The following is a 23,953-nucleotide window of genomic DNA, read 5'->3' as shown; positions in this document are numbered from 1 at the left end:
TAATTTCAAAATGTCATCTAATCAAGCACGATTAGATGACATTTATTTATATATACAATTATATACTATTGACCTGTTGTTGCATATCTACTGTTATGCTCTGCAAGAGTATGTGAGTAAGTAATCTTACCAGTCTTCAAGTTAGCGAAGAAGTAGAGATAATTTTGATCTCTATCGGCAGGATTCAAAGTTGCTTCAATAGAATCAATACTTGGTGTATTGAATGGACCAGGTCCATAGCCCTCATTCTTGTACAAGTTATAAGGGGATTTAACGCTAGTATCCTTATTCGTCAACTTAGTCTTATGCGTATTCAAGGCATACATAACTGAAATATCAGATTGTAATGGCATATTGATTGCAAGACGGTTATAGAATACACCAGCAATCTTCTTACGGTTCTTAGTATCCAAGCCTTCACGTTCAACCAATGAGGCCAACGTTAAGACTTGTTGAACTGTATAGCCCTTTTCCTTAATAGTTGCATAGTAAGGTGTAAGTTTCTCATCTTCATTTTCAACCATTTGGTTAACAAGTTCTTTCAACGTCATACCCTTATAAACACTGTATGTAGCTGGGAACAAGTAACCTTCAAGATGATATCTGACATTCTTTTTGGCCATTGTAGAATCCAAGAGTTCAGGATATTTCTTTTGCAGTTGTTTCATGTAAGCTTCATCCTTCATCAATTTCATGAAGTCTGACTTCTTAAATTTCAAACTCTTCTTAGTACCGCTTTGAATGGCATCACCGATTTGATCGATGGTTACACCTTCACGGACAAGAACGGTATCGCCAGAATTAGTTGTTGGTGGTTGTGCTGTTCCACCCTTCTGTAATTGCTTAACGACATCCCCGACACCCCAAGATTGTTTAAACTTATAGTATCCGGCTTGAAAATCAGTGTAATTTTGAGCTTTGATATAGAGATTAAATACTGTCGCACTCTTAATAACTTTATCTTTTTCAAGAGTCTTAGCTATCTCTTTGCTAGAAGAACCTATTGGGATTTTAACAACAACGTCTTCTTTACTATTCGCATTGTATGGTTGCAATGAACTATTTACATAATTGAAGCCAATAATAGCAACAACGACTGCTAAGACTGCAATAACACCGACGATCCAGTAGGCAATATGGTTTGCTACTTTTCTCTCTTCGGCGCGAGTTTGCATCTTATCACTCGACTCTTGCTGTAATGCTTCTTTTTTATCATCCTTTTGGCTCAAGACACAGCCTCCCGAGTTAATTTATTAGAATTATACCATTAGTTTCAGCATAATTATCTAATTTCAACATTAAATTTTTGTGCCAAGCTGTCTTTTACGAGTGAAAATGCCTTTTCAACTTCATCATCAGTCAATGTATCGTTAGGGTTTTGGAACTCTAAGTGATAACCAAGTGACTTGTGATTTGGCTTGATGTTCTTACCTTCGTAGACATCAAAAATATTAACATCCTTCAAGTACTTACCACCGTTGGCAAAAATATCGGCAACGATTTGACCGTTTTCAATATTCTTTTCAACCAAGATAGCCAAGTCACGACTGATTGATGGGTACTTAGGAGCACTTTGTGCTTTGACACTCTTGGCATTTAAATCAAATAGCATGTCAACATTCAATTCGAAGACGAATGTATCTGAAATACTGTGATCAGCTTGATAATTAGGGTGCAATTTACCAACTAAACCAATAACTTGACCATTTGCCAATACCTTAGCTGTTTGACCTGGGTGCATATTCTTGTACTCGTCAGTTGCAACAAAAGTGAATTCAGCATCTGTGTTCGTAAATGACAACAACTCTTCAACAATACCTTTGACATAATAAAAGTCAACCGGTTGGGCAGTTGTATTCCATGAATCAGTTACAACATTGCCACTGATAGCACCTGATAAGTATGTGATTTCACTAGGACGATCTTGACCGGTAGTTCTGTGGAAGACACGGGCATGTTCAAAAATCTTCAGGTCATCATTCTTACGGGCTTGGTTGTAAGCAACATTTCTAACTAAACCAGGAATCAAACTGTTACGTAAATATTCGTGGTCCTCAGTCATTGGGTGCAATAGTTTTGTGTATTCACTGTTGGTTGTGTTGAATGCTTCAACTTCCGCTTTGCTTAAAAGTGAGAAGTTGATAACTTCATCAAGACCTTCGCCTAGAAGAATATCACGCAATTTGTTGGCTAGTTCACGTTTAGGATCATAGCCACCTCTTGTTTCCATTCCGGCTGGCAAAGTATTTGGTAAATTAGCATAACCATAAATACGGTTAACTTCCTCAACCAAGTCAGCTTCAATTTCCATATCCCAACGACGTGTAGGAATTGTAACAGTGATAGCATCCCCGTCAACATCAACGCTGAAACCAAGACGGTCTAGGATAGCAACAATTTCATCAGTAGATAAATCTAAGCCCATCAAATGATTGATATGGCTGATACTACCCTTGATAATTGTTGGTTGAGCTTGAGTAAAGTTACCAGTAATGTCGTTAGAAATTTCCTTAACAGCACATGTTTGGTCCATCAATTGAACGGCACGTAACAAAGCTTCTTCAACGATACCTTCATCGACACCCTTTTCAAAACGGTTTGAATCATCGCCACGAAGGTCATGTCTTTGGGCAGTCTTACGAACAGAAGCACCATCAAAGACACCAGCTTCAACTAAAACATTCTTAGTATTTTCATCAACAGCAGCTTCGACACTAGTTTGAACACCAGCAAGACCTAACACTTGATCGCCTGAAACGATAACTAAATCATTGTGGTTCAATGACTTTTCACCATCAGCTAATTTTAACTTATCGCCATCATTAGCAAATTTAACCGTTAGATTTTGAGCTTGTAACTTGTCCAAATCATAAGTTTGGATTGGTTGACCATATTCAATCATTGTGTAATTAGCAGCATCGATAATGCTGTTAACAGGACGGATATTTTGATTCCAAAGTCTTCGTTGCATCCAAAGTGGACTCTTGCCAACTTTAACATCCTTCAATTCACGAAGTAAGTAGTCTGGAACAAGCTTCTTTTCAGCGACATCAACTGTGATATCGTTAATATCTTTAACTTTATCGTCTGATAATACAGGTTTCTTGAAACTTGGCTTTTCGTTATAAGTAGCACCGATTTCCCAAGCAGCACCACGCATACCAAGTGTATCGGCACGGTTAGGTGTGATATCGATATCAATCATTTGATCCTTCAAGCCGAGAAGATCATAAACAGCATCCCCTGGTACTTGTGGTTCATCAAAGACATAGATGCCATTTTCAAATTCTTTAGGCATGTATTGTGCAGGAACACCGACTTCATCAAGTCCACAGATCATTCCGTTTGATTCTTGACCACGTAACTTACCACGTTTAATTTTAACGCCATCAGGTAAATGAGCACCATGTAAAGCTACAATGACATATTGGTCAACAGCAACGTTTGGAGCACCACAGACAATTTGGATATCTTCTGATTCACCGACATCAACTTGGCAAACTTTCAAATGATCAGAATCAGGATGTGGTTCAACCTTAGTAATGTGACCCACAACCAAGTTTGTCAATTCTTCACCCAATCTTACGGGACCAGATTCGATACCAGTTAGCGAAATTTTATTAGCCATTTCTTCAACGGTATGGTTGACGGGGATATATTCTTTTAACCAATTAACTGAAATCTTCATTATCTTAATTTACTCCTTTGAATTGTTCTAGGAATCTAACATCATTTAAGTAGAAATCACGAATATCGTTGATTCCGTATTTGAGCATTGCAAAACGTTCTGGTCCAAGGCCAAAGGCCATAGCACTATATTCATTAGGATCAATGCCTGACATTGTCAAAACATTAGGGTGAGTTAAACCAGCACCTAAAACTTCGATCCAGCCAGTGTACTTACAAATACGGCAACCTTCGCCACCACAGTTGAAACATGAAACATCAACTTCAACAGATGGTTCAGTAAATGGGAAGTAACTTGGACGGAAACGGATTTCACGGTCAGCACCGAAGACGTGACGACATAAAGCATCCAAAGTACCCTTTAAATCAGCCATACTGATATTTTTGTCAACAACTAAACCTTCGATTTGGTGGAATTGGTGTGAGTGAGTAGCGTCATCATCATCACGACGGTAAACAACACCTGGTGAGATCATCTTCAAAGGACCTTTAGAAAAGTCATGAGCTTCCATGTCACGGCCTTCTTGAGCAGAAGTTTGTGTTCTCATCAATAATTCGTCTGACAAGTAGAAAGTATCTTGCATATCACGTGCGGGGTGATCCTTAGGGATATTTAATCTTTCAAAGTTATAGTGATCTTCTTCAACTTCATAACCACTAGCAACTTCATAACCTAAGCCGATAAAGAATTGTTCAATGTCTTCGATAGTTTGGTTCAGGATATGTTTAGTACCTTGAGTTTGCTTAGTAGCTGGCAAAGTCACATCGATTGTTTCTTCTTCAAGCTTCTTGGCAACTAACTTTTTATTCAATTCAGTCATTTTTTCTTCAATGGCGGCTTGAATATCTTTTTTAACATTATTTGCCAAAGTACCAATTTCTGGACGTTCCTCGGCTGGAACATCTTTCATTCCACGCAAAGCCTTTGTAATAGGACCCTTTTTACCCAAAAGATTAACTCGTAGGTCATTTAATTCTTGAAGTCTTTCAGCACGCTTGGCTTCATCGATACCATTTTCTCTTAAATTCTTTAATGTATCATTTAATGACATTTATTTTCCCTCCATGAAAAATTGCTTAGACTTTCTCATAAACTACAAAAAAAGTCCTCCTCCCAAATAAGGGACGAGGACTCGCGGTACCACCCTAGTTCATGTTAAACATGCACTCAAGTAGTTATATAGTAACTAACTAAAAACTCAGAAAGTGAATTCGCTGTTTTATTCATCAAGCCTATTTCAGTTAACGGCTCTTCCTGTCATGAATTTCACAGTTACTATTTTTCGTCAAAGTTTAAATATTTATTTTATATAACGATTATACAAAAACTAGAAACTTTCGCAAGCTTTAAAGTGTTTGTAATCCGTACATCAAAACACCGGCAGCCACGGCCACGTTAAGTGATTCAGCTTTTCCTAGAATTGGAATATAAATATTTTCGTCGGTTTCATTAAGAACATCTTGTGTAATACCATGAGCTTCGTTACCCATGATCAAGGCAAAGTCGTCGACCTTGTCCAATTTTGTATATGCCTTGGCTGAAGCGTTAACTTCGGAGCCATAGATCTTTAATTGTGACTTTTTAGCTAATTCGATAGCTTTATTAATATCCATGCGATAAATAGGAAGATGGAATTGGCTACCTTGCATTGAGCGTTGAACCTTTGGTTGGTAGAAATCAGCAGTATCTAAACTTGTGATAACACCATCATAGCCCGCTGCATCAGCAGTTCTAACGATTGTTCCGACATTGCCTGGATCTTGGACGTCATCCATCATAACCCATTTGCCAGAAAGTTCTTTCAAATCATTGTCGGCTTGGACTTTGATTACAGCAAAAATTCCTTGTGGAGTCTTTGTTTCGGATAATTCAGTAGCAACATCTTCAGAAAGTACAGTGGCAATGTCACGGTACTTCTTAACTAGACGGTCATCTTCATATTTTTCTGTAACAAAGACCTTAACAAATTCTTGTTCAAATTGATCAGCTTCACGTACTAAGTGGAAACCTTCAATCATGTAAGTACCCGTCTTACGAATATTTTTTGTTGCTGACAATTTTTTCAATTGTTTAATTTCATCATTTTTCTTCGACTCAATATATTTCATATCATCCATCCCTCTTGTTCTATAATATAGATATTAACACATTCAAAGATTTGAGGTGATCAGTTGTGAAACATCTTTCCATTAATGTTAATGGTTTGGTCCAAGGTGTCGGCTTTCGTTACTCAACGTTTCAAGTCGCTGAAGAATTGGGCGTTAAAGGCACAGTTAGGAATGAAAATGACGGTTCAGTCTCGATTGAAGCTGAAGCAGACGAGAAGATTCTTTATATTTTCTTAAATCGGATAAAATCTTCACCATCTCCCTTTGGAAAAGTAAACAAAATGGACTATACTTTTTCTGACGACTTGCAACATTACACGAAATTTACCGTGATTGGTTGAAACGTCAAATTACTTAACGTATATTACTTTGTATACAATTAAAAGGGTGGTTTATTAAGTGAATAAAAAATACGTCAAATATTTATCAGTACTATCGTTAGTTTTGGTACTGACACTAGTTTTGACGGGGTGTGCACAAGGCTCATCAGCTAATTTACATGCTCCAACTAGTGGGCCATATGGATTTATCTATAAATGGCTAGGAACTCCGTTCCAAAATCTAATCCTCAAAACAGCGCAAACTGTTGGTGGAAAGAATGCTTATGCCTGGGGAATCGTAATTATTTCCTTCGTTGTTCGTTTACTACTTGTTCCATTGGCTCTAAACCAACAATACAAGTCAACGAACCAACAAGAAAAAATGCGTGCCGTTCAGCCTCAATTGAAGTTGATCCAAGAAGCTCAAAAGAAAGCTAAAGGCCCAGATCAAGCTCAAAAAGTTAGTGGTTTGATGATGGACGTCTACAAGCAAAACAACTTGAGTTTAACCGGTGGTTTGGGATGTCTCCCATTGCTTCTTCAAATGCCTATCTTGATTGGTATTTATCAAGCTGTGCAATATTCTAAACAAATTGGTTCAGCTACTTTCCTATCAATTCCGCTAGGAAAGCCAAGTATCTTGATTGCTATTATTGCGACCGTTTTCTACATAACTCAAGGTTGGATGTCACTCCAAATCGTTCCACCTGAACAAAGAAAACAAATGCAAACCATGATTTTGATGAGTCCTATGATGACATTCTTCATTTCAATGATTTCTACAGCCGCTCTTGCCCTCTACTTCTTGGTAGGTGGTGTCGTAATTTTGATTCAACAATTAATTACAAATTACGTAATCACACCAAAAATTAGAAAGAGAACCGATGCCGAACTTGAAAAGAATCCTGTTAAGATCGTTGTCACTAAAGAAATGCTTGATGGTATTCTCAGCAGTGGTGGTTCAACAAGCTCTTCTACTTCAGATTCAGCAAAACCAACTAATGTAACACCTGAACAAAGAGCTGAAGAAGAAAAAGAAGCTAAGGATTTCCATAAGAACATTCGTGAATTGAATAAAGGCAAACAAAAACGTAGAAAGTAATTTTTCTTAGTTGAAGCCTTATATATATTAAAAAGTCCAAGTAATCTCGATTGAGAGAAAACTTGGACTTTTTTGATGCCGTCTCCAGAACAGAGAAGTATTTCGCCTGCTGTGCGGAACGAGCCGAGCCAAGGTCTCGACTCTCGGTTTGAAGCCTTTCCATAAACCGGAAAGTCTCCAAACTCGCCCGGTGGTGTAATGGCTAAAGCCATAACGCCACTTCCACTGCTGGTGAATACTTCTCTGCTCTTCCGACTAATTTAACTTTTTAATTCTAATGATTATGTGGATATTGATTATTTAAAATTAATAAACTAGCACAAACATAGTTATAACATTACTAGTAATAATTCATTTTATAATCATGAATTACTCTATAATCCCGTTAAACAATAACTTAGTTAGAATACTTTAATCTACTTCAACCGGCTTTTGCTAATTTGATTAAAGGATGACCTTTGAACGTTTGATATGAATACTGTCGAATCGATTCCAGTAATGATTTATTTAAATATTTAGAGATCATTGTTTGATTACTCATCTATCCAAAATAATTTAGTCGGAAGAGCTGAGCGTATTCATCTGCCGCGAATGTGGCGTTAGAGCTTTAGCTCTTACACCACCGGGCGAGTTGGAGACTTTCCGGTCTGTGGAAAGGCTTCAACCGAGGTTCGAGACCGCACTGTGGCTCGAACCGTACCGCGCAGCAGAATGAATACGCTCAGCTCTGGAGACGGCACACTTCAATAAACTTTGCCATTAGAGAGATAAAAAAAGACACCCTCTTCAGGATGTCTTCAATGAAATTAAATTACATACGTTGCCGCAACCCATTCGTTTGTTGCAACACGATGATAAACTACACCGTTGTAATTCTTTGTTTGATCGGTATACCAAGAAGATTTGTTTGATAATGCTCGATCCATAACTTGTCTAGCTGAACCATCATTGTTAAATGCAAATATTGGTACGAATGAACCTTTTGGATTATTAACATTGATAGTATTAGCACTATTTGTTGCTGGCTTGGCTGCAGGTTGTGTTGTTGAGCCATTGCCACCATATACGTCATGTGTTGTCTTTAGATTATTGTAGTAATAACCGACCATATCGTAGAACTGATACATGTTGTAACCCCATTTGCTAAAGTAACCAACGGGATCGGTGTGATCAGTTTCGTGATACATTTTGCTGACTTGGTCATGAGAAACGATTGTAACTTCTGGCTTATCAGGAATGTTGTATTGAATCAACTTTGAAGCTGTGTAGTAAGCATCATTGGCGATTGATCTGGCAAATGAATCGTAATCATGTGTGTGGCACAATTCAACTTGAATGTATTTGGCGTTGGCTGTAGCACCAGCACCCCAAACACCATAATCAGTATTGTGAATATTAATAATTTGATTATTGTCGACAAATGCATGCACATAGGCGCTGATTTTAGGCCAATTATTGTTAAAATAAGCAGCTTCATTTTTGGCATTTGCAGTGGCATGATCGTCAGCTGTTTCGTGAATTACGATACCTTCAGGCTTGCCAACACCATGTTCATAAGGTATCCAGTGACTGAATGTACCCTCTTGATTTTGAATCTTAACTGGTCTAATACGATTACTGATAATATAATCGTTGACAGTTCCTGCTTGAGCAATCTGCACGTTACCTAAAACGAATAGAAAGCTGACAAAACTTGCTAACAACATGTATAAATAAACTTGTTTCCGTTTCATTTTTGTATTTCCCCCTAAAACTTCCATATTCTAAATTACTCTGCAAGGTGGGATTTTTCAATTTAATCAAAATTCTGTAATGATAACTTAACACGTGCCGTTTACAGAGCTGAGAAGTATTTCGCCTGCTGTGCGGACCGGGCCGAGCCAAAGTTCGGTCTCGTCCCTTGGTTTGAAGCCTCGCACAACCCGCGAGTCTCCAAAGCCCCGGTGGTGTAATTGCTAAAGCAATAACGCCACTTCCACTGCTGGTGAATACTTCTCTGCCCTTCCGACTAATCTTTCTCAAAATTAATTTTTATCCCTTAATCAGATGGGCTTGGAAAAATAGTTCTATACTCCATTTAAAATAAAGTTTATACAAGCAAAAAATCAGCTAATCCCAACTTTGAGATTAACTGTTTTTTTTAATTCATATTTTCAACATCATAATTATCATTGGTATCAGTCTCATCACTCTGATCCGAATCACTATAATTTTGACTATCAACTGAATTATCATCACTCGAATTTTCACTATTATCTTGAGTCTGATCATTACTTGAAACTCCAACTGATGGCGGAGCCTGATGAATTACAGTTCTATTTGGAAATACAGTCCAATCATCGACTGTTATCGCAACGTTATTGCCACTTTCAAATAGACGAACCCAATAAACATCTTGCCCATCATTAGTTTTAACAGTTCCATTTGTGCCAGAAGTTTCATCGGTCATGAATGTATATGAAGTCCCTTGTGGTGCTGGTCCATTCAAACTTTGAATTAATGCCACAGCCTGTTGACCACTAGTAATCTCACCAACTGGGACTGAATTTTGACGTTCAGTGTCATTGGTTGATCGTTCCTTTTTGACAGGTTCGACCTTTTTAGTAGCTGAGGCCTTCTTGTATGCTTTCTGCAAGTCTTCCTCTTTCAAGTTAGTAGACTTGACTGTCGTTACATTAGGCTCGCTGTAAGCTAATTTATTGTTCTTATTCTTGTAGCAATACAAACCAATTGTTGAAAAATCAGCGCTGTTTAAACCTTCAAACAATTTTTTAAAAGTCTTCGTACTGTTGGAACCAATTTTTATTGTTGAATCAATTGTCGAATTAATATTAGATTTCTTTGGATATGCCAGAATGAATTTATCCCCATTAAAAGTTACATTCTTGCTAGTTCGATTGATAATTTTTAAATCAACGGCTGAAGAATCACTGCTTCTAACAAAAGTAAATGTCATTTCAGACTTTTCAGAATCGCTTAACCGAGCGTAATCAATTGACTGCTCAGTTTTCTTAGGACTTTGATTGTCTTTGGAGCTAGTGGTCACTTTGCCACAGCCAACAATCAACAACAATAATCCTAAAATTAAGACGGTTAATCCCTTTCGCTTCATTACCTTTCCCCCAAAAATAAAACTTCTAACCAAAATTACTTTAGTCATAATCATTTAAAGAATAATTTTAGCAATCTTATTAAATTACATGATAATTATATTTATTTCAAGTTTGACTCAAATAAAATATTCCCAAATAACTTGTCCTATATAATATACCTTTTTACTTTCTATTCCAAAAATCTCCCCAAAATAAAAAAGCAATCCTCGATTGAAGATTACTTTTTAGCAACTGTTTCATTATTATTTTCAGCGGTTTCTTTTTCAGTCTGTTCCTCTTCTGGAACTTCTTGAACTAATGGCAATTCAATTTTGAAAACTGTCCCTGAACCAACAACACTTTCTACTTCCAAACTACCTTGATAGATTTCAATCAGTCTTTTGGCGATAGAAAGGCCTAATCCGTTCCCTCCACGCTTTCTAGACCGAGCCTTGTCAACTCTGTAGAATCTATTAAAAATGCGTTTAAGGTCGTTTTTAGCGATTCCTAGACCATAATCCTGAACAACCACTTCCAGCAATGCGGAATTAGTTGAAGCTGCTAAATTTATTTCCTTACGATCAGCTGAATACTTAAAAGCATTATCCAGCAAAATTACCAATACTTGCTCCAAGTGATTGCGATAGATCTTAACTTCACTACCCTCACGGATATCGTCATCGAAATTGATCACAAAATCTGGATGCAACATCTTGAAATCATTGTAAACTTGCGTAAACAAAGGTTTCACTTCCGTTGTCTGTTCCAAATATGCACTGTCGATCTGTTCAACACGTGTAAGATCTAGCATCTCTTGAATCAAGGATTGCATACGTTTCAACTCTTGCAAGGATGAGTTGATTGAATCGTTCAATACCTCTGGATCGTCTTTGCCCCAACGTTGTAACATACTCAAATGACCTTCAAGCACAGCTACCGGCGTCCGTAACTCGTGAGAAACATCCTCCACGAATTCCTTTTGCTGATTAGTGTATGCCTGCATGCGGTCCAACATTTTATTGATATTAACAGTTAAATCGTAAATTTCATCATTTCTTTTACGTAGTTTAATACGTGAGTCTGAATCGGGTTTCTTATTCAAGTCATCAATGGTTTTGTTGATTTTTCTCAAATCATTCAAGACTAATGTGACTGCATAAAAAGTTAAAACAACTCCTAAAATAAAGACTACGATTCCGCCAATAACCAATTTGGTTGTAAATGAATGGATTTCATTGACAGAAGCCACACTCTGAACGGTTCTCATTGCTAAGACACCGACAAAAATGTAAGCCATCAAAATAACGACTGAAATCAATGCTGTCCATTTTAATCTAATCGAAATTCTCATCGACGCATCACGTACCCTTTACCACGAACGGTTGAGATATAACTTGGTGCACCAGCGCGATCAATCTTGTTTCTCAAGTACTTGATATAAACATCAACCACGTTAGTTTCAGTAGAAGAACCTGTTCCCCAAACACGTTCCAACAAGTCATCACGACTTAAGACAGTGCCGACATTTTCCATCAAAGCACTTAACAAATCATATTCACGACGAGTCAAGTCAATAACTTCACCATTGCGTTTCAATGTTTGAGTAGTCTTATCAATCACAAGATTCTTATATTTCAAAACTTGGTCATTATTTCTTGTCACATCGATATCTAAATCAATGCGTCTTAACAATGCTCGAATGCGAGCAAGTAATTCTTCAATTGCAAATGGCTTAACGATATAATCATCAGCACCGTGATCCAAACCAGATACACGATCGATGATTGAATCACGCGCAGTCATCATAATAATTGGAGTATTTTTTTCTTGACGAATACGACGACAAACTTCGATACCGTTTAGCTCGGGGAGCATTAAATCAAGAAGGATCAAATCCCAATCTTCAGATAAAGCTGCTTCGAGGCCGGTTCTACCATCACGTTCAACAGTTACTTCATAGTTCTCATGTTGAAGTTCAAGTTGAACGAATTTTGCCATGTTCTCTTCGTCTTCAATAACAAGTATTTTAGCCATACGTATCTCCTATACATAAAATATTAAATTATCTTTAATTATAGCTTAATCATTAATTTGAATATGTCACGTTGTTGGCAATGCATTAATGATTTTAACATATAGCAAAAATTAAAAGAAGACAAGCTTTAATTTTTATTTTTTTAAAACAGTAAAAGTTTTATGTTTGAAAGTTAAAAATTTGGTGTTTTGCCGTCGGAGATTGTGAGAAATTCCACCTGCTTTGTGACTGGTTCGAGCCAAGGTCTCGAACCTCGATTTTGAGCTTCGCAAAGTTCGCGAATCTCAAAATACGTCAGTGGTGTAAGAGCAGAAGACCACTGCTCTAACGCCACTTTCACTGCGATTAGATTTCTTCTCAGCTCCGACTATTTTATTTTTATATTTATTTAGTTAACCTGTACTTTCCTATTTAAAATACAGAAAAATACCAATTATCGTTAATTAGAATGATTTAAAGTATTCACCACTTAGCAACTAATAATCAACTGACTAATAATTAAATTATCCGACTGACAATATTCAATAAAACTAAATATTTTAACGCCCTAGCCACGGACCGGCAGTAATGTAGTCCGCTGTGGAGGTGGCGTAATGGCTTTAGCCATTACACCACAGGGCGACTTTTGAGACTTGCCGATTTTGCAAGGCTCAAAATCGAGGTTCGAGACCGCACTCTGGCTCGAACCGGTCCTCATAGCGGAACTACATTACTGCCGGTCCGTGGAGGCCCATCCCAACCCCAAAGCAAAGAAAAGCCTCCACTTCAGCTTAGTGAAATGGAGGCATTCATTACTATTGAAATTATTGTTCTTCGTACCATGAATAATGGAAAATTCCTGGTTTATCGTTTCTCTCATAAGTGTGAGCACCGAAGTAATCTCTTTGAGCTTGAATCAAGTTAGCAGGCAATGTTTCTGAACGATATTGATCATAGTAAGAAATAGCAGCCATGAAACCTGAAACAGGAATACCTGCTTGAACAGCATAACTAACAACGTCACGAACATCTGATTGATATTCTTTAACGATACCCTTGAAGTAATCGTCTAATAGCAAGTTGTCTAGTTTTGGTTCTTCATCGTAGGCATCAGTAATCTTTTGTAGGAATTGGGCACGAATGATACATCCAGCACGCCAGATTTGAGCAATCTTACCGTAATCAAGATTCCAATCGTAGTGGTCTGAAGCAGCTTTCATTTGAGCAAATCCTTGAGCATAACTGATGATCTTACTGAAGTACAAAGCTTTACGGATCTTAGCAACTAATTCGTCCATATTTTTAATTTCTGGAGTGTTTGTAGGTGCAGGAAGAACCTTGCTTGCTTTAACACGTTCGTCTTTATAAGCTGAAACGTAACGTGAGTAAACTGATTCAGTGATTAATGATTGTGGAACGCCAAGTTCTAGAGCACTTTGTGAACTCCACTTACCAGTACCCTTGTTACCGGCTTTATCCATGATCTTGTTTACGATATAGTCGTCTGTGCCTTCATCGTCTTTTCTTGTCAAAATTTGAGCAGTGATATCAATCAAGTAACTTGAAAGTTCACCCTTGTTCCAGTCATTGAAGACATCAGCAATCTTGTTAACATCATTGTTAAACAAGTGCTTCAACAAGTTGTAACTTTCTGAGATCAATTCCATATCGCCATATTCGATACCGTTGTGGACCATCTTTACATAGTGACCAGCACCGTTAGGTCCGATATATGTAACACATGGTGCGCCATCTTCGTCAGCCTTAGCTGAAATTTGTTCCAAAATAGGGGCAACTAAATCATAAGCTTCTTTTTGGCCACCGGGCATCAATGATGGACCTTGGAGTGCACCAAGTTCACCACCGGAAACACCCATACCAATAAAGTTAATTCCCGATTTATCTAATAATTCATTACGTTTCATAGTGTCTTCAAAGTTTGTGTTACCACCATCAATCAAGACATCACCTTTATCTAATAAAGGCAACAATTGTTTGATAACAGCATCAGTACCAGCACCAGCTTTAACCATCATCATAATACGACGAGGTTTTTCTAGTGAGTCTACAAAGTCCTCAATTGTATAACTTGGTACCAATTTCTTTTCTGGGTGTTCTTCAACAACCGCCTTAGTCTTTGAGCCTGTACGGTTATAGATAGCAACCTCATATCCACGACTTTCAATATTTAGGGCAAGATTCTTACCCATAACAGCCATACCGATAACACCAATTTGTGGTTTTGCCATTAATACTTACCTCCGATTTTTGTTCACATACTCATCTTAACAAAAAAATAAAAAAGGAGTATATAAAAACTACTCCTTCTCATCATTATTTTTAAATAAATCTTTTAATTTAGCAAATTCAGGATTTACATGTTCTTCCTCTTTTTGCTTTTTAAAGTCATCTTCTGAGATAACTTCCCAGTTTTTACCAGAAGGCATGATATTTTCTTCAGCTTCCTTCTTAGTTAAAACTTTTTGCGGAATACTCAATAAAATATTATCAATAACTGATTCATACACATTAACAGTTGGATCTTCTTCATCGACTGGAATCACAACATTGTAATCTTCCAAATCTTCAGTAGCCACATTATCAACGTTGTATGCTTCATTAATTCTGATATCAAGTGGTAATTCTACTGGTAATAAACTTCTCGTTGAAGGAACCTTGAGTGTTGTCTTAACCTTAACATCTGAAATAACAAGTCCGTTATCATTGAATAACTGGCCTTTTACTTCAACTGGTTCGGCATCCAAAACATCCTCAGAACGTTTCTTCAATTCGACAGTTAAATCGAGTTTCTCCTCAAATTCAAAAGGCTTGTCTTTATAACGACGAACGTCTTGAACATCCCAATTTAGCATTAATTTACCCCTTTCATGTAAGGTATTTTTCCAAAATTTTCTTCTTGATCAGACACCAGTTGACGAATTCGATCCGCCCTGATTTCTAAATCAAGCAAGTCTTTATCATTTTTCCCAACCCGAGTTATTAGTTTAACGTCTGACTTTTTCAAAGTATTTAAATACTTCTGCCCAGTTACATTAAAGCCTAATATTCTCAAATAAGGATTTTTATACATATTATTAATTTCTGAACTCTTAACGTTCAATAACACATAAATCATTAAACGTCTGAGTCGAGCCATAGTATAGCGTTTTGACTTCACTTGTTCAATAAATTGCGTAAAGTTATTGCTCGAAACAATCTCTTTTTTCAATTTATATTCCAAGCCTTCAACCATCTGATAAATCTGCTGCAACTCTTTCAATGAAGAATTGGTAATCTGATACTTCAGAAATGGAAAATAATCATCCCATGTTACCAATTGTTGTTCATTAAGAAGTTCTCGGGCCAATGGTGGTGTATGTTCAGCAATCGCTTGTCCATCAGCTAATTTTTGACGAATCTTAGTGGCACTGAAATCACTCGGCAAACGTTTGATAGTTTTAACCGCAATTTCAAATTTATGCTCCTGAATCTGTTTAACATAATTCAGTCCTAACAGTTGATTAGGTAACTTGGAAACGTCAATACCAATTGACTGATAGTAATCCGTCAAATTAGTAGCCGAACTCTGCTGATAATCTTGTTTGAAAGAATCATCAGCAGCCAATAGTTTTTGTGCTATATCAGCAAAATCAACTTGTTCTTCAGTACCGAAAACTAATGTATCGATACCAGACAATTGCAATAACTCAACTGCTCCTTGCGCAAATAAATCTGCTGGTTCAACCGCGTAAGCCATTGGCAATTCGACAACTAAATCAACGCCGTATTCAACTGCTAACTTAGCTCGATCCCATTTATCTAAAACTGCAAAATCACCCCGCTGAACAAAATTGCCAGACATAACGGCAATTAATACATCAGGGTGATATTTTTGTTTAATCGAATCAATGAACAATTTATGACCATTGTGAAACGGATTAAATTCGGCAATTAAACCATAAACTTTCATTTTCAGATCCTCTATTTTTCTGCAGCGAAGAACCAACGTGTTGAATCATCTTTAACGGATGACTCGCCAAATTCAGCTGTTACGGAAACATTCTTGAAACCAATATCCTTCAAAATCGACACAAATGTTTCAACTGGATAAGTTCTTTCCTTGTGCAACTCAGTATTAACTGAATAGCCTTGGATTTTCTCATCCCAATTAAAAAATGTCAATTCATGCTCGATACTGTGTGGATATTCGCCTTCAAAACTGTTCCACATAAAAGCAGAATCTTCAGTCCGATGGTTGAACATATAACCAGGGAAGACTTCATCCATTTGGTACAAAGAATGTGCATCAAACAAATATTTTCCACCGTCATTTAGATGTTCCAAGGCTTGATTAAAAGCCACTGCCAACTCATCTTCATCCTTCAAGTAACAGATAGAATCGTCAAAACAAGTAATAACATCAAACTTGTCAAAATCATACAGATCCATCATATTGCTTTGAACAAATGGAATCGACTTTGAAGCTTTCTGTGCCTTTTCTGCTGCAATTTTTAACATTTCTTCAGACAAATCAGTTCCAGTCACCTGAAATTTATCGGCTAGTAGAATAGTTAAATCACCAGTTCCACAAGCTACATCCAAGAGACTTTTACTTGTTGGAGAAACTTGATTTTCGACGTATTGTGCCCATTTTGCATAGAGCGAATCGTCCATCAATTCACTGTAAACACGTGCGAATGAATTGTAAATCATTATTCTGTTACCAAGTTTGAAATATCAACTTCTGGTGCATCTGACCAAAGTTTTTCAAGGTTGTAGAAATCACGTTGTTCTGAAGTGAAGACGTGAATAACAACGTCATGAAGGTCAATCAATACCCAATCAGAGTTACGAGTTCCTTCAACATGACCAATTTCAACATCGTTTTCGCCTTCTTTGTCCAAAACAGATTGAACAATAGCGTCAACTTGACGTTGTGATGAAGCATCAACAATAACAAAGTAATCAGCCATGATACTTACTTCACTGATATTTAAAACTTTGATGTCATTTCCGTGTTTTTCATCGGCTGCTTTTACAGCAATTTCCATAATTTTCTTTGAGTCCAAATTATAATTCTCCTTTTGCAATCCAGTAGTTATAACTAACAAACGTTGCTGGATAGATTGTTCTATTTTTATCTACTAAATGTTGTACGGAATGTTTTAATTCATAAGCTACTGCGGAATCAAGTGATTTTTCAGCATAAAGTCGAGCTTGGTCGATTCCTGGAAAATCACGCTTTGGTTCAATGAAATCACCCACGAAGACACATTTGTCATCTTGAGTCATGTTCGTTGCCCCCACAGTATGTCTTCTAATGGCGTTTAAAACATCCTCGTCATAAATACCCAATTCGTCTTTAATAATCTCAGCACCAACGATTCCGTGCCAAATAGCATTATTATAGTTCAACAAGTCTGGGTCTAAATGGTGCTTTTTAATTGTATCAATAAATTCTTGGTCGTCACGTTCCTTAGCATAATCATGCAAGAGTCCTGCCAATCCAGCTCGATCGACATCCCCATCATATTCAGCAGCCAGTCCACGACAAACTTTTTCAACTCTCAAACAGTGCGTATAGCGAAAATCACTTAAAGTATCTTGCATGCGACTTAAGATATCATCTCGATTTAAGCCCTGTTTTATACAATTATAATTAAAATCAGTCATTATAAAGTCCCCTATCCTCAATATACCAAGCGACATCATCGGGAACTAAATACTTAATCGACTGTCCCTTTTGAACACGCTCGCGTATCATACTCGAACTAATTTCTAGTTCCGGAGTATTTACCCAAAGTATAGGATAGTTTGACTTTTTCTCAAAACCTTTTCGGCAAACTCCAACAAAATGAACCATTTGTACTAATTCATCAATATGCGACCACTTTGGCAAATTTTCCACCATGTCGCCACCGATAATAAAATAGTATTCCGTATTCGGATTCAATTCCTGCAACATTTTGATCGTATCGTACGTATAACTGACTCCGCCACGACGAATATCAGTTAAATCCAAATCAAAATGAGGATTGTCTCGAATAGCTAGTTTGATCATTTCAATTCGATCATCGCTATCAATTGTTGGAATAGCCTTTTTAACACCACGATGAGGTGGAATCTTGTCTGGCAAGAATAATACCTTATCCAGACAGAGTTGTTCGCGAACTTGTTCCGCAATCAATAAATGACCTAGATGAATCGGATTAAACGTTCCACCCAAAATACCCACATGACGCTTAGGCAAATTGCTGTGAAACTGTAATTTTGCTTTAGTTAATAATTGTTTTTGAGTATTCATTTTCTCTTTTCGAAGGTTGAAAGTTAACCGTCTACAGGGCTGAGAATATATACTCGCTATGCGGACCGGTCCGAGCCGAAGTACGGTCTCGAACCTCGGTTTGAAGCCTCGCAAAACCCGCGAGTCTCCAAACTCGCCCGGTGGTGTAAGAGCTAAAGCTCTAACGCCACACCCACAGCGTGTATATATTCTCAGCCCTTCCGACTAATTGATTTTCTATTTGTGCTTATATTCTTATCTAACTGTACTAAAAAAATAAAATCTAGTTTGAGCCATTAAGGCAACATTCATATCCAATTTTCCCATTACTGACAGTCAAAACACAAAATCAGAAGATTTTCATTCCACAAAAAATAAACCAGTTGGAAGAGATGAGAGTATTCATCAGCAGCGAAAGTGGCGTTATGGCTTTAGCCATTACACCACCGGGCGTGTTGGAGACTTTCCGGTCTTTGGAAAGGCTTCAACCGAGGTTCGAGACCGCTCTTCGGCTCGGGCCGTTCCGCTCAGCAGATGAATACTCTCATCTCTGGAAACGACATACTTAGATAAACTTTCAGCCTTCAGTTCTCTTCACTTAAATTTAAATCTTCTCTAATTCAATTGAGTATTTACGATTTTTAATTTTTGAAGCTTTCTTGTAAAAAATCATCTTTGAACCGATTGTTTGAATAGGTACGATTTCAGCATCGAATTGGTTTACGGCATCAATCATATCTTGTGGTTCAACTCTTGTGTTTTGTAAAAGTGAGATTTTGATCAACTCACTCTTTTCAATCAACATTTCGAATTGGTTCAAAAGATTTTCAGTGATACCTTCACGACCGACTTGAAGTACTGGCTTCATTGTTGCAGCTTGACTTCTCAAGTAACGGTTCTTTTTTCCTTTAATAATCATTAATTTCTCCTTAAATAATTGCGTTTCGAATTGAGACACGGACGCCATCTGGAACGTAAGCTTTAACTTTTGTTCCAGCAGGGACTGTCAACCAACCCAAACCATAGATAACAATATCTGATTTCTCATGTGCTGAGAAGATTTGACTCTTGAACTTAGGGAATTCTGTGACATCAGTTGGTGGTGTCAAAATATCGCCTAAATGCTTTTCGTAAAATTCATCAGCATTGCTTGTCTTAGTTCTGTGAAGTGGCAAACCTTGTGTAACGTAGAATGTAGCATTGGTTCTCTCGTTTAGAAAATCAAATCTAGCTAATCCGGCAACAAAGATTGTCTGTTCATCACGCAATTGGAACGTTGCTGGACGTAGTGGTTTCTTTGGCGTCACAGTCTTTAAATCATTAGCATTTAGAAAATGAGCTAGTTGGTAGCGGTGAATGATACCTGGTGTATCAATCAAGTTGTGTCCATCATCCAAAGGAATATCGATTTGATCTAAAGTAGTTCCTGGGAAACGTGAAGTTGTAATTAAATCTTTAACGTCTGTCCGAGCGCTAATAATACGGTTAATCAAAGTTGATTTACCTGTATTAGTTGTTCCGACAACGTAAACATCCTTGCCATCACGGTATTTTTCAATCATATCCATCAATTTATCAACGTTAGTTCCTTTAACGGCGGAAACCATAATTTGATCAACTGACTTGATACCATTCTCTTTGCTCTTTTGTTGTAACCAGTTCAAAAGACGGTTTTGGTTAACTGAATTAGGCAATAAATCAACTTTATTACCAACGACCAAAATCTTCTTATCACCAACAAAACGTTGCAAACCAGGGATAACACTACCTTCGTAATCGAAGATATCAACCACGTTGACAACTAATGCATCTTCATCAGCGATTGAATCCAACAACTTTACAAAGTCGTCGTCAGAAACGTCAACGTCAGTAATCTCGTTATAGTTACGCAATCTGAAACATCTTTTACAAAAGAGTTCCTTTTCTTCATCCGTACCATCGTCTTCGAGATACTTCTTTAAGGTTGAATCTTGAACGTATCCAGGCTTATCTTTATCCTCTGTTTGAATCTGTGCACCACAACCCATGCAGTACAACTTTTCATCATTTTCTGTCATTTAATGATTCCTTCCAGTATAAATTCTTATCACGCTTTTGCATTGCTTTTAAAATTGGACGTTCAAAAAATCTATTAATACGGGTTTTCTTAGCATCTGTATCGACTAATGGTCTAACTAAGACAGTCTTTAATCCAGCCATATTTCCAGCCAGAACATCGGTCATAACTTGATCGCCGACAAACAAAATATTCTTAGGGTCGATACTTTCTTCTTTTATATGTTCCATGATCACGAATGGCAATGGTTTCACTGCACGAGCTACAATGCTGACGGGCAACTCATGGACAGCTTTTTCCACACGTTCATAACTGTTGTTAGAAACGATCATGACTTCTATATCATTTTGGGCCATTTGATTAAGCCATTTACGGAGTGATAAATCATATTCATTACTATTCCATGGCAAAAGTGTGTTGTCTAAATCTGTCATGATAGTCGTGATACCGAGTTCTCTTAAATCCTTAACTTCAATATCTGTGATCTTATCAAGCATAATATACGGTTTAAACATAAATTTAATCCTCATCTCTGCTAACTAATTAGTAAAAAAACGTAATTTGGGGTTATCCAAATTACGTTTTAAAAAATTAAGCTAAAGCTTTCTTAGCTGTATCTACTAAACTTGTGAATGCTTTAGGATCTTCAATAGCAACTTGTGCTAGCATCTTACGGTTGATGTCAACATTTGCTAATTTCAAACCATGCATTAATTTGCTGTAGCTGATTTCATTCATTCTTGCAGCAGCGTTAATTCTAGCAATCCAGATCTTACGGAAATCGCGTTTAACTTGACGACGATCACGGAATGCGTAACGGTATGAAACCATAATTTGAGTATGTGCTGCTTTAAAAGTGATATGTTTTGAACCACGATATCCCTTAGCTAATTTTAAAACTTTCTTACGACGTTTGCGAGTTACTGTTCCACCTTTTACACGTGGCATAATGACTCCTCCTTTTGATTAAAAAAATAAATAATTAGTATGTAGCTAACATTTGTTTGATACGTTTCATATCACTTGAGCTAACCATACCTGGTTTTGCCAATTGGCGACGTTGCTTCTTTGTCTTACCGTGGAAACGGTGACTTGTGTAAGCGTGCATTCTCTTCCAACCACCATTAGCAGTCTTCTTAAATCTCTTTGCTGATGCGCGGTGTGTCTTTTGTTTAGGCATTGGAAATCCCTCCACTATTTCTTCTTTTTGTTATCTTTTGCGTTAATTGGATCAAGCATTAAGAACATACTACGACCGTCCATTTTAGGCCTTGTTGTTACCGTAGCAACATCCTTGGTCTGTTCAGCAACACGGTCTAAGACTTCTTTACCTATCTCTTTATGAGTGATTGCTCTACCCTTAAAGCGAAGAGAGACTTTGACCTTATCACCTTTAGCCAAGAACTTGCGAGCATTATTAAGCTTTGTATTAAAGTCGTTTGCTTCAATAGTAGGACTCAATCGTACTTCCTTAAGACTAACAGTTTTCTGTTTTTTACGTGCTTCTCTATCTTTCTTTTGAAGATCGAACTTGTATTTACCATAGTCCATAATTCTGGCAACAGGTGGTTTAGCACCTGGTGACATTAGAACTAAGTCCATACTTGCTGCTTCAGCCAAACGTTGTGCCTCAGCTACTGGCTTAACACCAACTTGATCACCATTTTCAGAAATTAGTCGTACTTCTTTAGCACGTATTTGATCATTTATTAATAAATCTCTTGCTATGAGTAGTCACCTCCGGAGTAATTTGACCCACAAAAAAAGCGGGCTGCATAAGCATGCCCACTATAATTATCTACGTAATCGTATTAACCTAGAGGCAATTGCATAGGTGAGAAGCGGGCGCTTCTGCTTAATCTCAACAGTTATTAACTATACTAACAAAGTATCGGTTTGTCAATACATCAAAAGAACTTTGTTAAAATTGTTGAAAATTTCAATACATCTAATTTAGCATAATTTATATACTAATACAAATATGGGGCCTCCGGGCGTAAGAAAATACAGTCCTGCTGTGAGGACCGGTCCGAGCCAAAGTTCGGTCTCGGACCTCGATTTTGAACCTCGCAAAGCCCCGCGAGTTTCAAAAGTCGTCCGTGGTTTAATTGCTAAAGCAATAACGCCACCTTCACTGCTGGACTATATTTTCTTACGCCCTCCGGCTTGTTTATCGCTCTAGTTCAACAGTATCAACTAATTAGTTCAAAATCATCGGTGCAAACCCGTTTAAAACTCATTATATTTAATTAGGCTGTCCACTGCACTTAAAACCGCTGTTTCATTATTGGATAGCGGTTCCCATCCTAAAACATTCTTAGCTTTTTGATTACTGACATTGCGATTCATACTTTTCATTAATTTACCTTCCTTAGCAGTTTCGTTAAATAATGCCGCAATATCCATTATCCAATCTGGTAAATTCTTGGAACTCACCTTTCCTGCTGCTTGTGATCGTCTTTGCTGAATTAATGCTGCAATTTCTCGCATTGAAATTTTACCGTCCTCAGAGGCAATAAACCTTTGCCCGACTGCTTCCGGTGATTCCATTGCTCTGATTTGAATGTCTGCCACATCTCGCACATCAACTACATTCAATGGTAGATTGGGAATCCAACTCATTTTTCCGGATAACAAATTTTTCAAAAGGTCGAAACTTCCAGATACATGGGCATCTAACGATGGGCCAAAAATAGCTACTGGGTTGACCGTCACTAATTCCAAATTAACATTAGCCTTGTTCACATAATTCCAAGCTGCTTTCTCTGCCAAAAGTTTCGATTTTTCATAAATAGATAGTCCTGGTTGATTCTCATCTGTCCATTCGTTCTCGGTAGTTACGCCTGACTTTTTACTGAAACCGACCGCTCCAAAATTTGAAGTCATTACTACTCGTTTAACGCCACTTTCATTAGCTGCCTTTAGAATGTGCATTGTTCCATTTAAAGCCGGGCGAATCGCATCCAATTCATTCTTGGGTTTATCGAAAAATACTGGTGAGGCAACGCTGAAGACTCCATCGCAATCCTGCATTGCTTCAATCCAATTATCGTCACTTGATAGATCTGCTTTGATAAATGATAGTTTTGAAAGATTTTTAGCATCATTAGCTTGTAAAACCTTTAATATTCTTTTCTGGCCACTTTCCTTTCGAATGGTAGTTCTTACGTCGTAGCCTTTATTTAATAATTGTAGAATAACTTGCAAACCTACAAATCCCGTACCACCAGTCACTAATACTTTTTTCATAAATGTGCTCCTTGCCATGTTGCATTTCTAATATTATTATC

At 37.4% G+C, this 23,953-nt stretch carries 24 protein-coding genes; 2 read left to right on the top strand and 22 right to left on the bottom strand.

Annotated features, from left to right (window positions below):
- Positions 1–65: 65 nt before the first annotated feature.
- The 4 genes from mltG to AAA923_RS00865 form a co-directional block, all read right to left on the bottom strand.
- Complete coding sequence (gene mltG, locus AAA923_RS00880) at positions 66–1,175, bottom strand: endolytic transglycosylase MltG (protein WP_338214444.1); 1,110 nt, start codon at positions 1,173–1,175, stop codon at positions 66–68.
- 107 nt (positions 1,176–1,282) lie between these two features.
- Positions 1,283–3,688 carry a phenylalanine--tRNA ligase subunit beta gene (gene pheT / locus AAA923_RS00875; RefSeq protein ID WP_338213994.1) on the bottom strand — a complete coding sequence of 802 codons (2,406 nt, stop codon included), beginning with the start codon at positions 3,686–3,688 and terminating at the stop codon, positions 1,283–1,285.
- A 4-nt stretch (positions 3,689–3,692) separates the two neighbouring features.
- Positions 3,693–4,739: a phenylalanine--tRNA ligase subunit alpha gene (pheS, locus tag AAA923_RS00870; RefSeq protein WP_338213992.1), complete on the bottom strand. Its 1,047-nt coding sequence runs from the start codon at positions 4,737–4,739 to the stop codon at positions 3,693–3,695.
- 295 nt (positions 4,740–5,034) lie between these two features.
- Entirely contained in the window at positions 5,035–5,796 is a 762-nt protein-coding gene (locus AAA923_RS00865) for a TrmH family RNA methyltransferase (protein ID WP_338213990.1), read from the bottom strand.
- 65 nt (positions 5,797–5,861) lie between these two features.
- Between AAA923_RS00865 and AAA923_RS00860 the strand changes: the two genes are divergently transcribed.
- Together AAA923_RS00860 and yidC are read left to right on the top strand one after the other, a co-directional pair.
- Entirely contained in the window at positions 5,862–6,137 is a 276-nt protein-coding gene (locus AAA923_RS00860) for an acylphosphatase (RefSeq protein ID WP_041499568.1), read from the top strand.
- Positions 6,138–6,195: 58 nt separating this feature from the next.
- Positions 6,196–7,218: a membrane protein insertase YidC gene (gene yidC / locus AAA923_RS00855; RefSeq protein WP_338213988.1), complete on the top strand. Its 1,023-nt coding sequence runs from the start codon at positions 6,196–6,198 to the stop codon at positions 7,216–7,218.
- 806 nt (positions 7,219–8,024) lie between these two features.
- Here yidC and AAA923_RS00850 read toward each other — a convergent pair.
- The 18 genes from AAA923_RS00850 to AAA923_RS00765 all read right to left on the bottom strand — a co-directional run bounded on the left by AAA923_RS00850 (position 8,025) and on the right by AAA923_RS00765 (position 23,912).
- Positions 8,025–8,951: a peptidoglycan recognition protein family protein gene (locus AAA923_RS00850; RefSeq protein ID WP_338213985.1), complete on the bottom strand. Its 927-nt coding sequence runs from the start codon at positions 8,949–8,951 to the stop codon at positions 8,025–8,027.
- A gap of 407 nt (positions 8,952–9,358) precedes the next feature.
- Positions 9,359–10,330, bottom strand: coding sequence for a hypothetical protein (locus tag AAA923_RS00845; RefSeq protein ID WP_338213983.1), 972 nt, complete (start codon positions 10,328–10,330; stop codon positions 9,359–9,361).
- A gap of 218 nt (positions 10,331–10,548) precedes the next feature.
- Complete coding sequence (locus tag AAA923_RS00840) at positions 10,549–11,661, bottom strand: sensor histidine kinase (protein ID WP_048698880.1); 1,113 nt, start codon at positions 11,659–11,661, stop codon at positions 10,549–10,551.
- On the bottom strand, positions 11,658–12,344 hold the full coding sequence (locus tag AAA923_RS00835; protein WP_041499563.1) for a response regulator transcription factor: 687 nt from the start codon (positions 12,342–12,344) through the stop codon (positions 11,658–11,660). Before AAA923_RS00835 ends, AAA923_RS00840 begins: the two co-directional genes overlap by 4 nt.
- A gap of 804 nt (positions 12,345–13,148) precedes the next feature.
- Positions 13,149–14,573 (bottom strand): NADP-dependent phosphogluconate dehydrogenase, encoded by a 1,425-nt coding sequence (gene gnd, locus AAA923_RS00830; RefSeq protein ID WP_338213979.1) that lies wholly within the window; start codon positions 14,571–14,573, stop codon positions 13,149–13,151.
- A gap of 69 nt (positions 14,574–14,642) precedes the next feature.
- Positions 14,643–15,197, bottom strand: a complete 555-nt coding sequence (locus tag AAA923_RS00825) for a YceD family protein (RefSeq protein WP_338213977.1) — start codon at positions 15,195–15,197, stop codon at positions 14,643–14,645.
- Positions 15,197–16,294, bottom strand: a complete 1,098-nt coding sequence (locus AAA923_RS00820; protein ID WP_338213976.1) for a nucleotidyltransferase — start codon at positions 16,292–16,294, stop codon at positions 15,197–15,199. The genes AAA923_RS00825 and AAA923_RS00820 overlap by 1 nt, the downstream gene beginning before the upstream one ends.
- Before the next feature lie 11 nt (positions 16,295–16,305).
- Entirely contained in the window at positions 16,306–17,037 is a 732-nt protein-coding gene (locus tag AAA923_RS00815) for a class I SAM-dependent DNA methyltransferase (RefSeq protein WP_338213975.1), read from the bottom strand.
- Positions 17,037–17,393: a ribosome silencing factor gene (gene rsfS / locus AAA923_RS00810; RefSeq protein ID WP_338213974.1), complete on the bottom strand. Its 357-nt coding sequence runs from the start codon at positions 17,391–17,393 to the stop codon at positions 17,037–17,039. Before rsfS ends, AAA923_RS00815 begins: the two co-directional genes overlap by 1 nt.
- Position 17,394: 1 nt before the next feature.
- Positions 17,395–17,997: a bis(5'-nucleosyl)-tetraphosphatase (symmetrical) YqeK gene (gene yqeK / locus AAA923_RS00805; RefSeq protein WP_338213973.1), complete on the bottom strand. Its 603-nt coding sequence runs from the start codon at positions 17,995–17,997 to the stop codon at positions 17,395–17,397.
- Complete coding sequence (locus tag AAA923_RS00800; RefSeq protein WP_041499552.1) at positions 17,990–18,628, bottom strand: nicotinate-nucleotide adenylyltransferase; 639 nt, start codon at positions 18,626–18,628, stop codon at positions 17,990–17,992. The genes yqeK and AAA923_RS00800 overlap by 8 nt, the downstream gene beginning before the upstream one ends.
- A gap of 583 nt (positions 18,629–19,211) precedes the next feature.
- Positions 19,212–19,526: a YhbY family RNA-binding protein gene (locus AAA923_RS00795; RefSeq protein WP_338213971.1), complete on the bottom strand. Its 315-nt coding sequence runs from the start codon at positions 19,524–19,526 to the stop codon at positions 19,212–19,214.
- Positions 19,527–19,536: 10 nt separating this feature from the next.
- A complete protein-coding gene (gene yqeH, locus AAA923_RS00790) occupies positions 19,537–20,664 on the bottom strand; it encodes a ribosome biogenesis GTPase YqeH (protein ID WP_338213969.1) in 1,128 nt (375 codons plus the stop codon).
- Positions 20,651–21,178 (bottom strand): YqeG family HAD IIIA-type phosphatase, encoded by a 528-nt coding sequence (locus tag AAA923_RS00785; protein ID WP_338213968.1) that lies wholly within the window; start codon positions 21,176–21,178, stop codon positions 20,651–20,653. Before AAA923_RS00785 ends, yqeH begins: the two co-directional genes overlap by 14 nt.
- Positions 21,179–21,254: 76 nt before the next feature.
- A complete protein-coding gene (rplT, locus tag AAA923_RS00780) occupies positions 21,255–21,611 on the bottom strand; it encodes a 50S ribosomal protein L20 (RefSeq protein ID WP_041499548.1) in 357 nt (118 codons plus the stop codon).
- 34 nt (positions 21,612–21,645) lie between these two features.
- Positions 21,646–21,843: a 50S ribosomal protein L35 gene (rpmI, locus tag AAA923_RS00775; protein WP_025084493.1), complete on the bottom strand. Its 198-nt coding sequence runs from the start codon at positions 21,841–21,843 to the stop codon at positions 21,646–21,648.
- A 14-nt stretch (positions 21,844–21,857) separates the two neighbouring features.
- A complete protein-coding gene (infC, locus tag AAA923_RS00770) occupies positions 21,858–22,391 on the bottom strand; it encodes a translation initiation factor IF-3 (RefSeq protein ID WP_041499547.1) in 534 nt (177 codons plus the stop codon).
- Positions 22,392–22,892: 501 nt separating this feature from the next.
- Positions 22,893–23,912 carry an SDR family oxidoreductase gene (locus tag AAA923_RS00765; RefSeq protein ID WP_338213964.1) on the bottom strand — a complete coding sequence of 340 codons (1,020 nt, stop codon included), beginning with the start codon at positions 23,910–23,912 and terminating at the stop codon, positions 22,893–22,895.
- Between the last annotated feature and the right edge of the window lie 41 nt (positions 23,913–23,953).

It is taken from the genome of Companilactobacillus muriivasis (assembly GCF_036246245.1).
In the GTDB taxonomy this organism is placed as follows: Bacteria; Bacillota; Bacilli; order Lactobacillales; family Lactobacillaceae; genus Companilactobacillus; species Companilactobacillus muriivasis.
The sequence above is the reverse complement of the archived record's forward strand: the minus strand, read 5'-3'. Positions and strand labels throughout refer to the sequence as shown.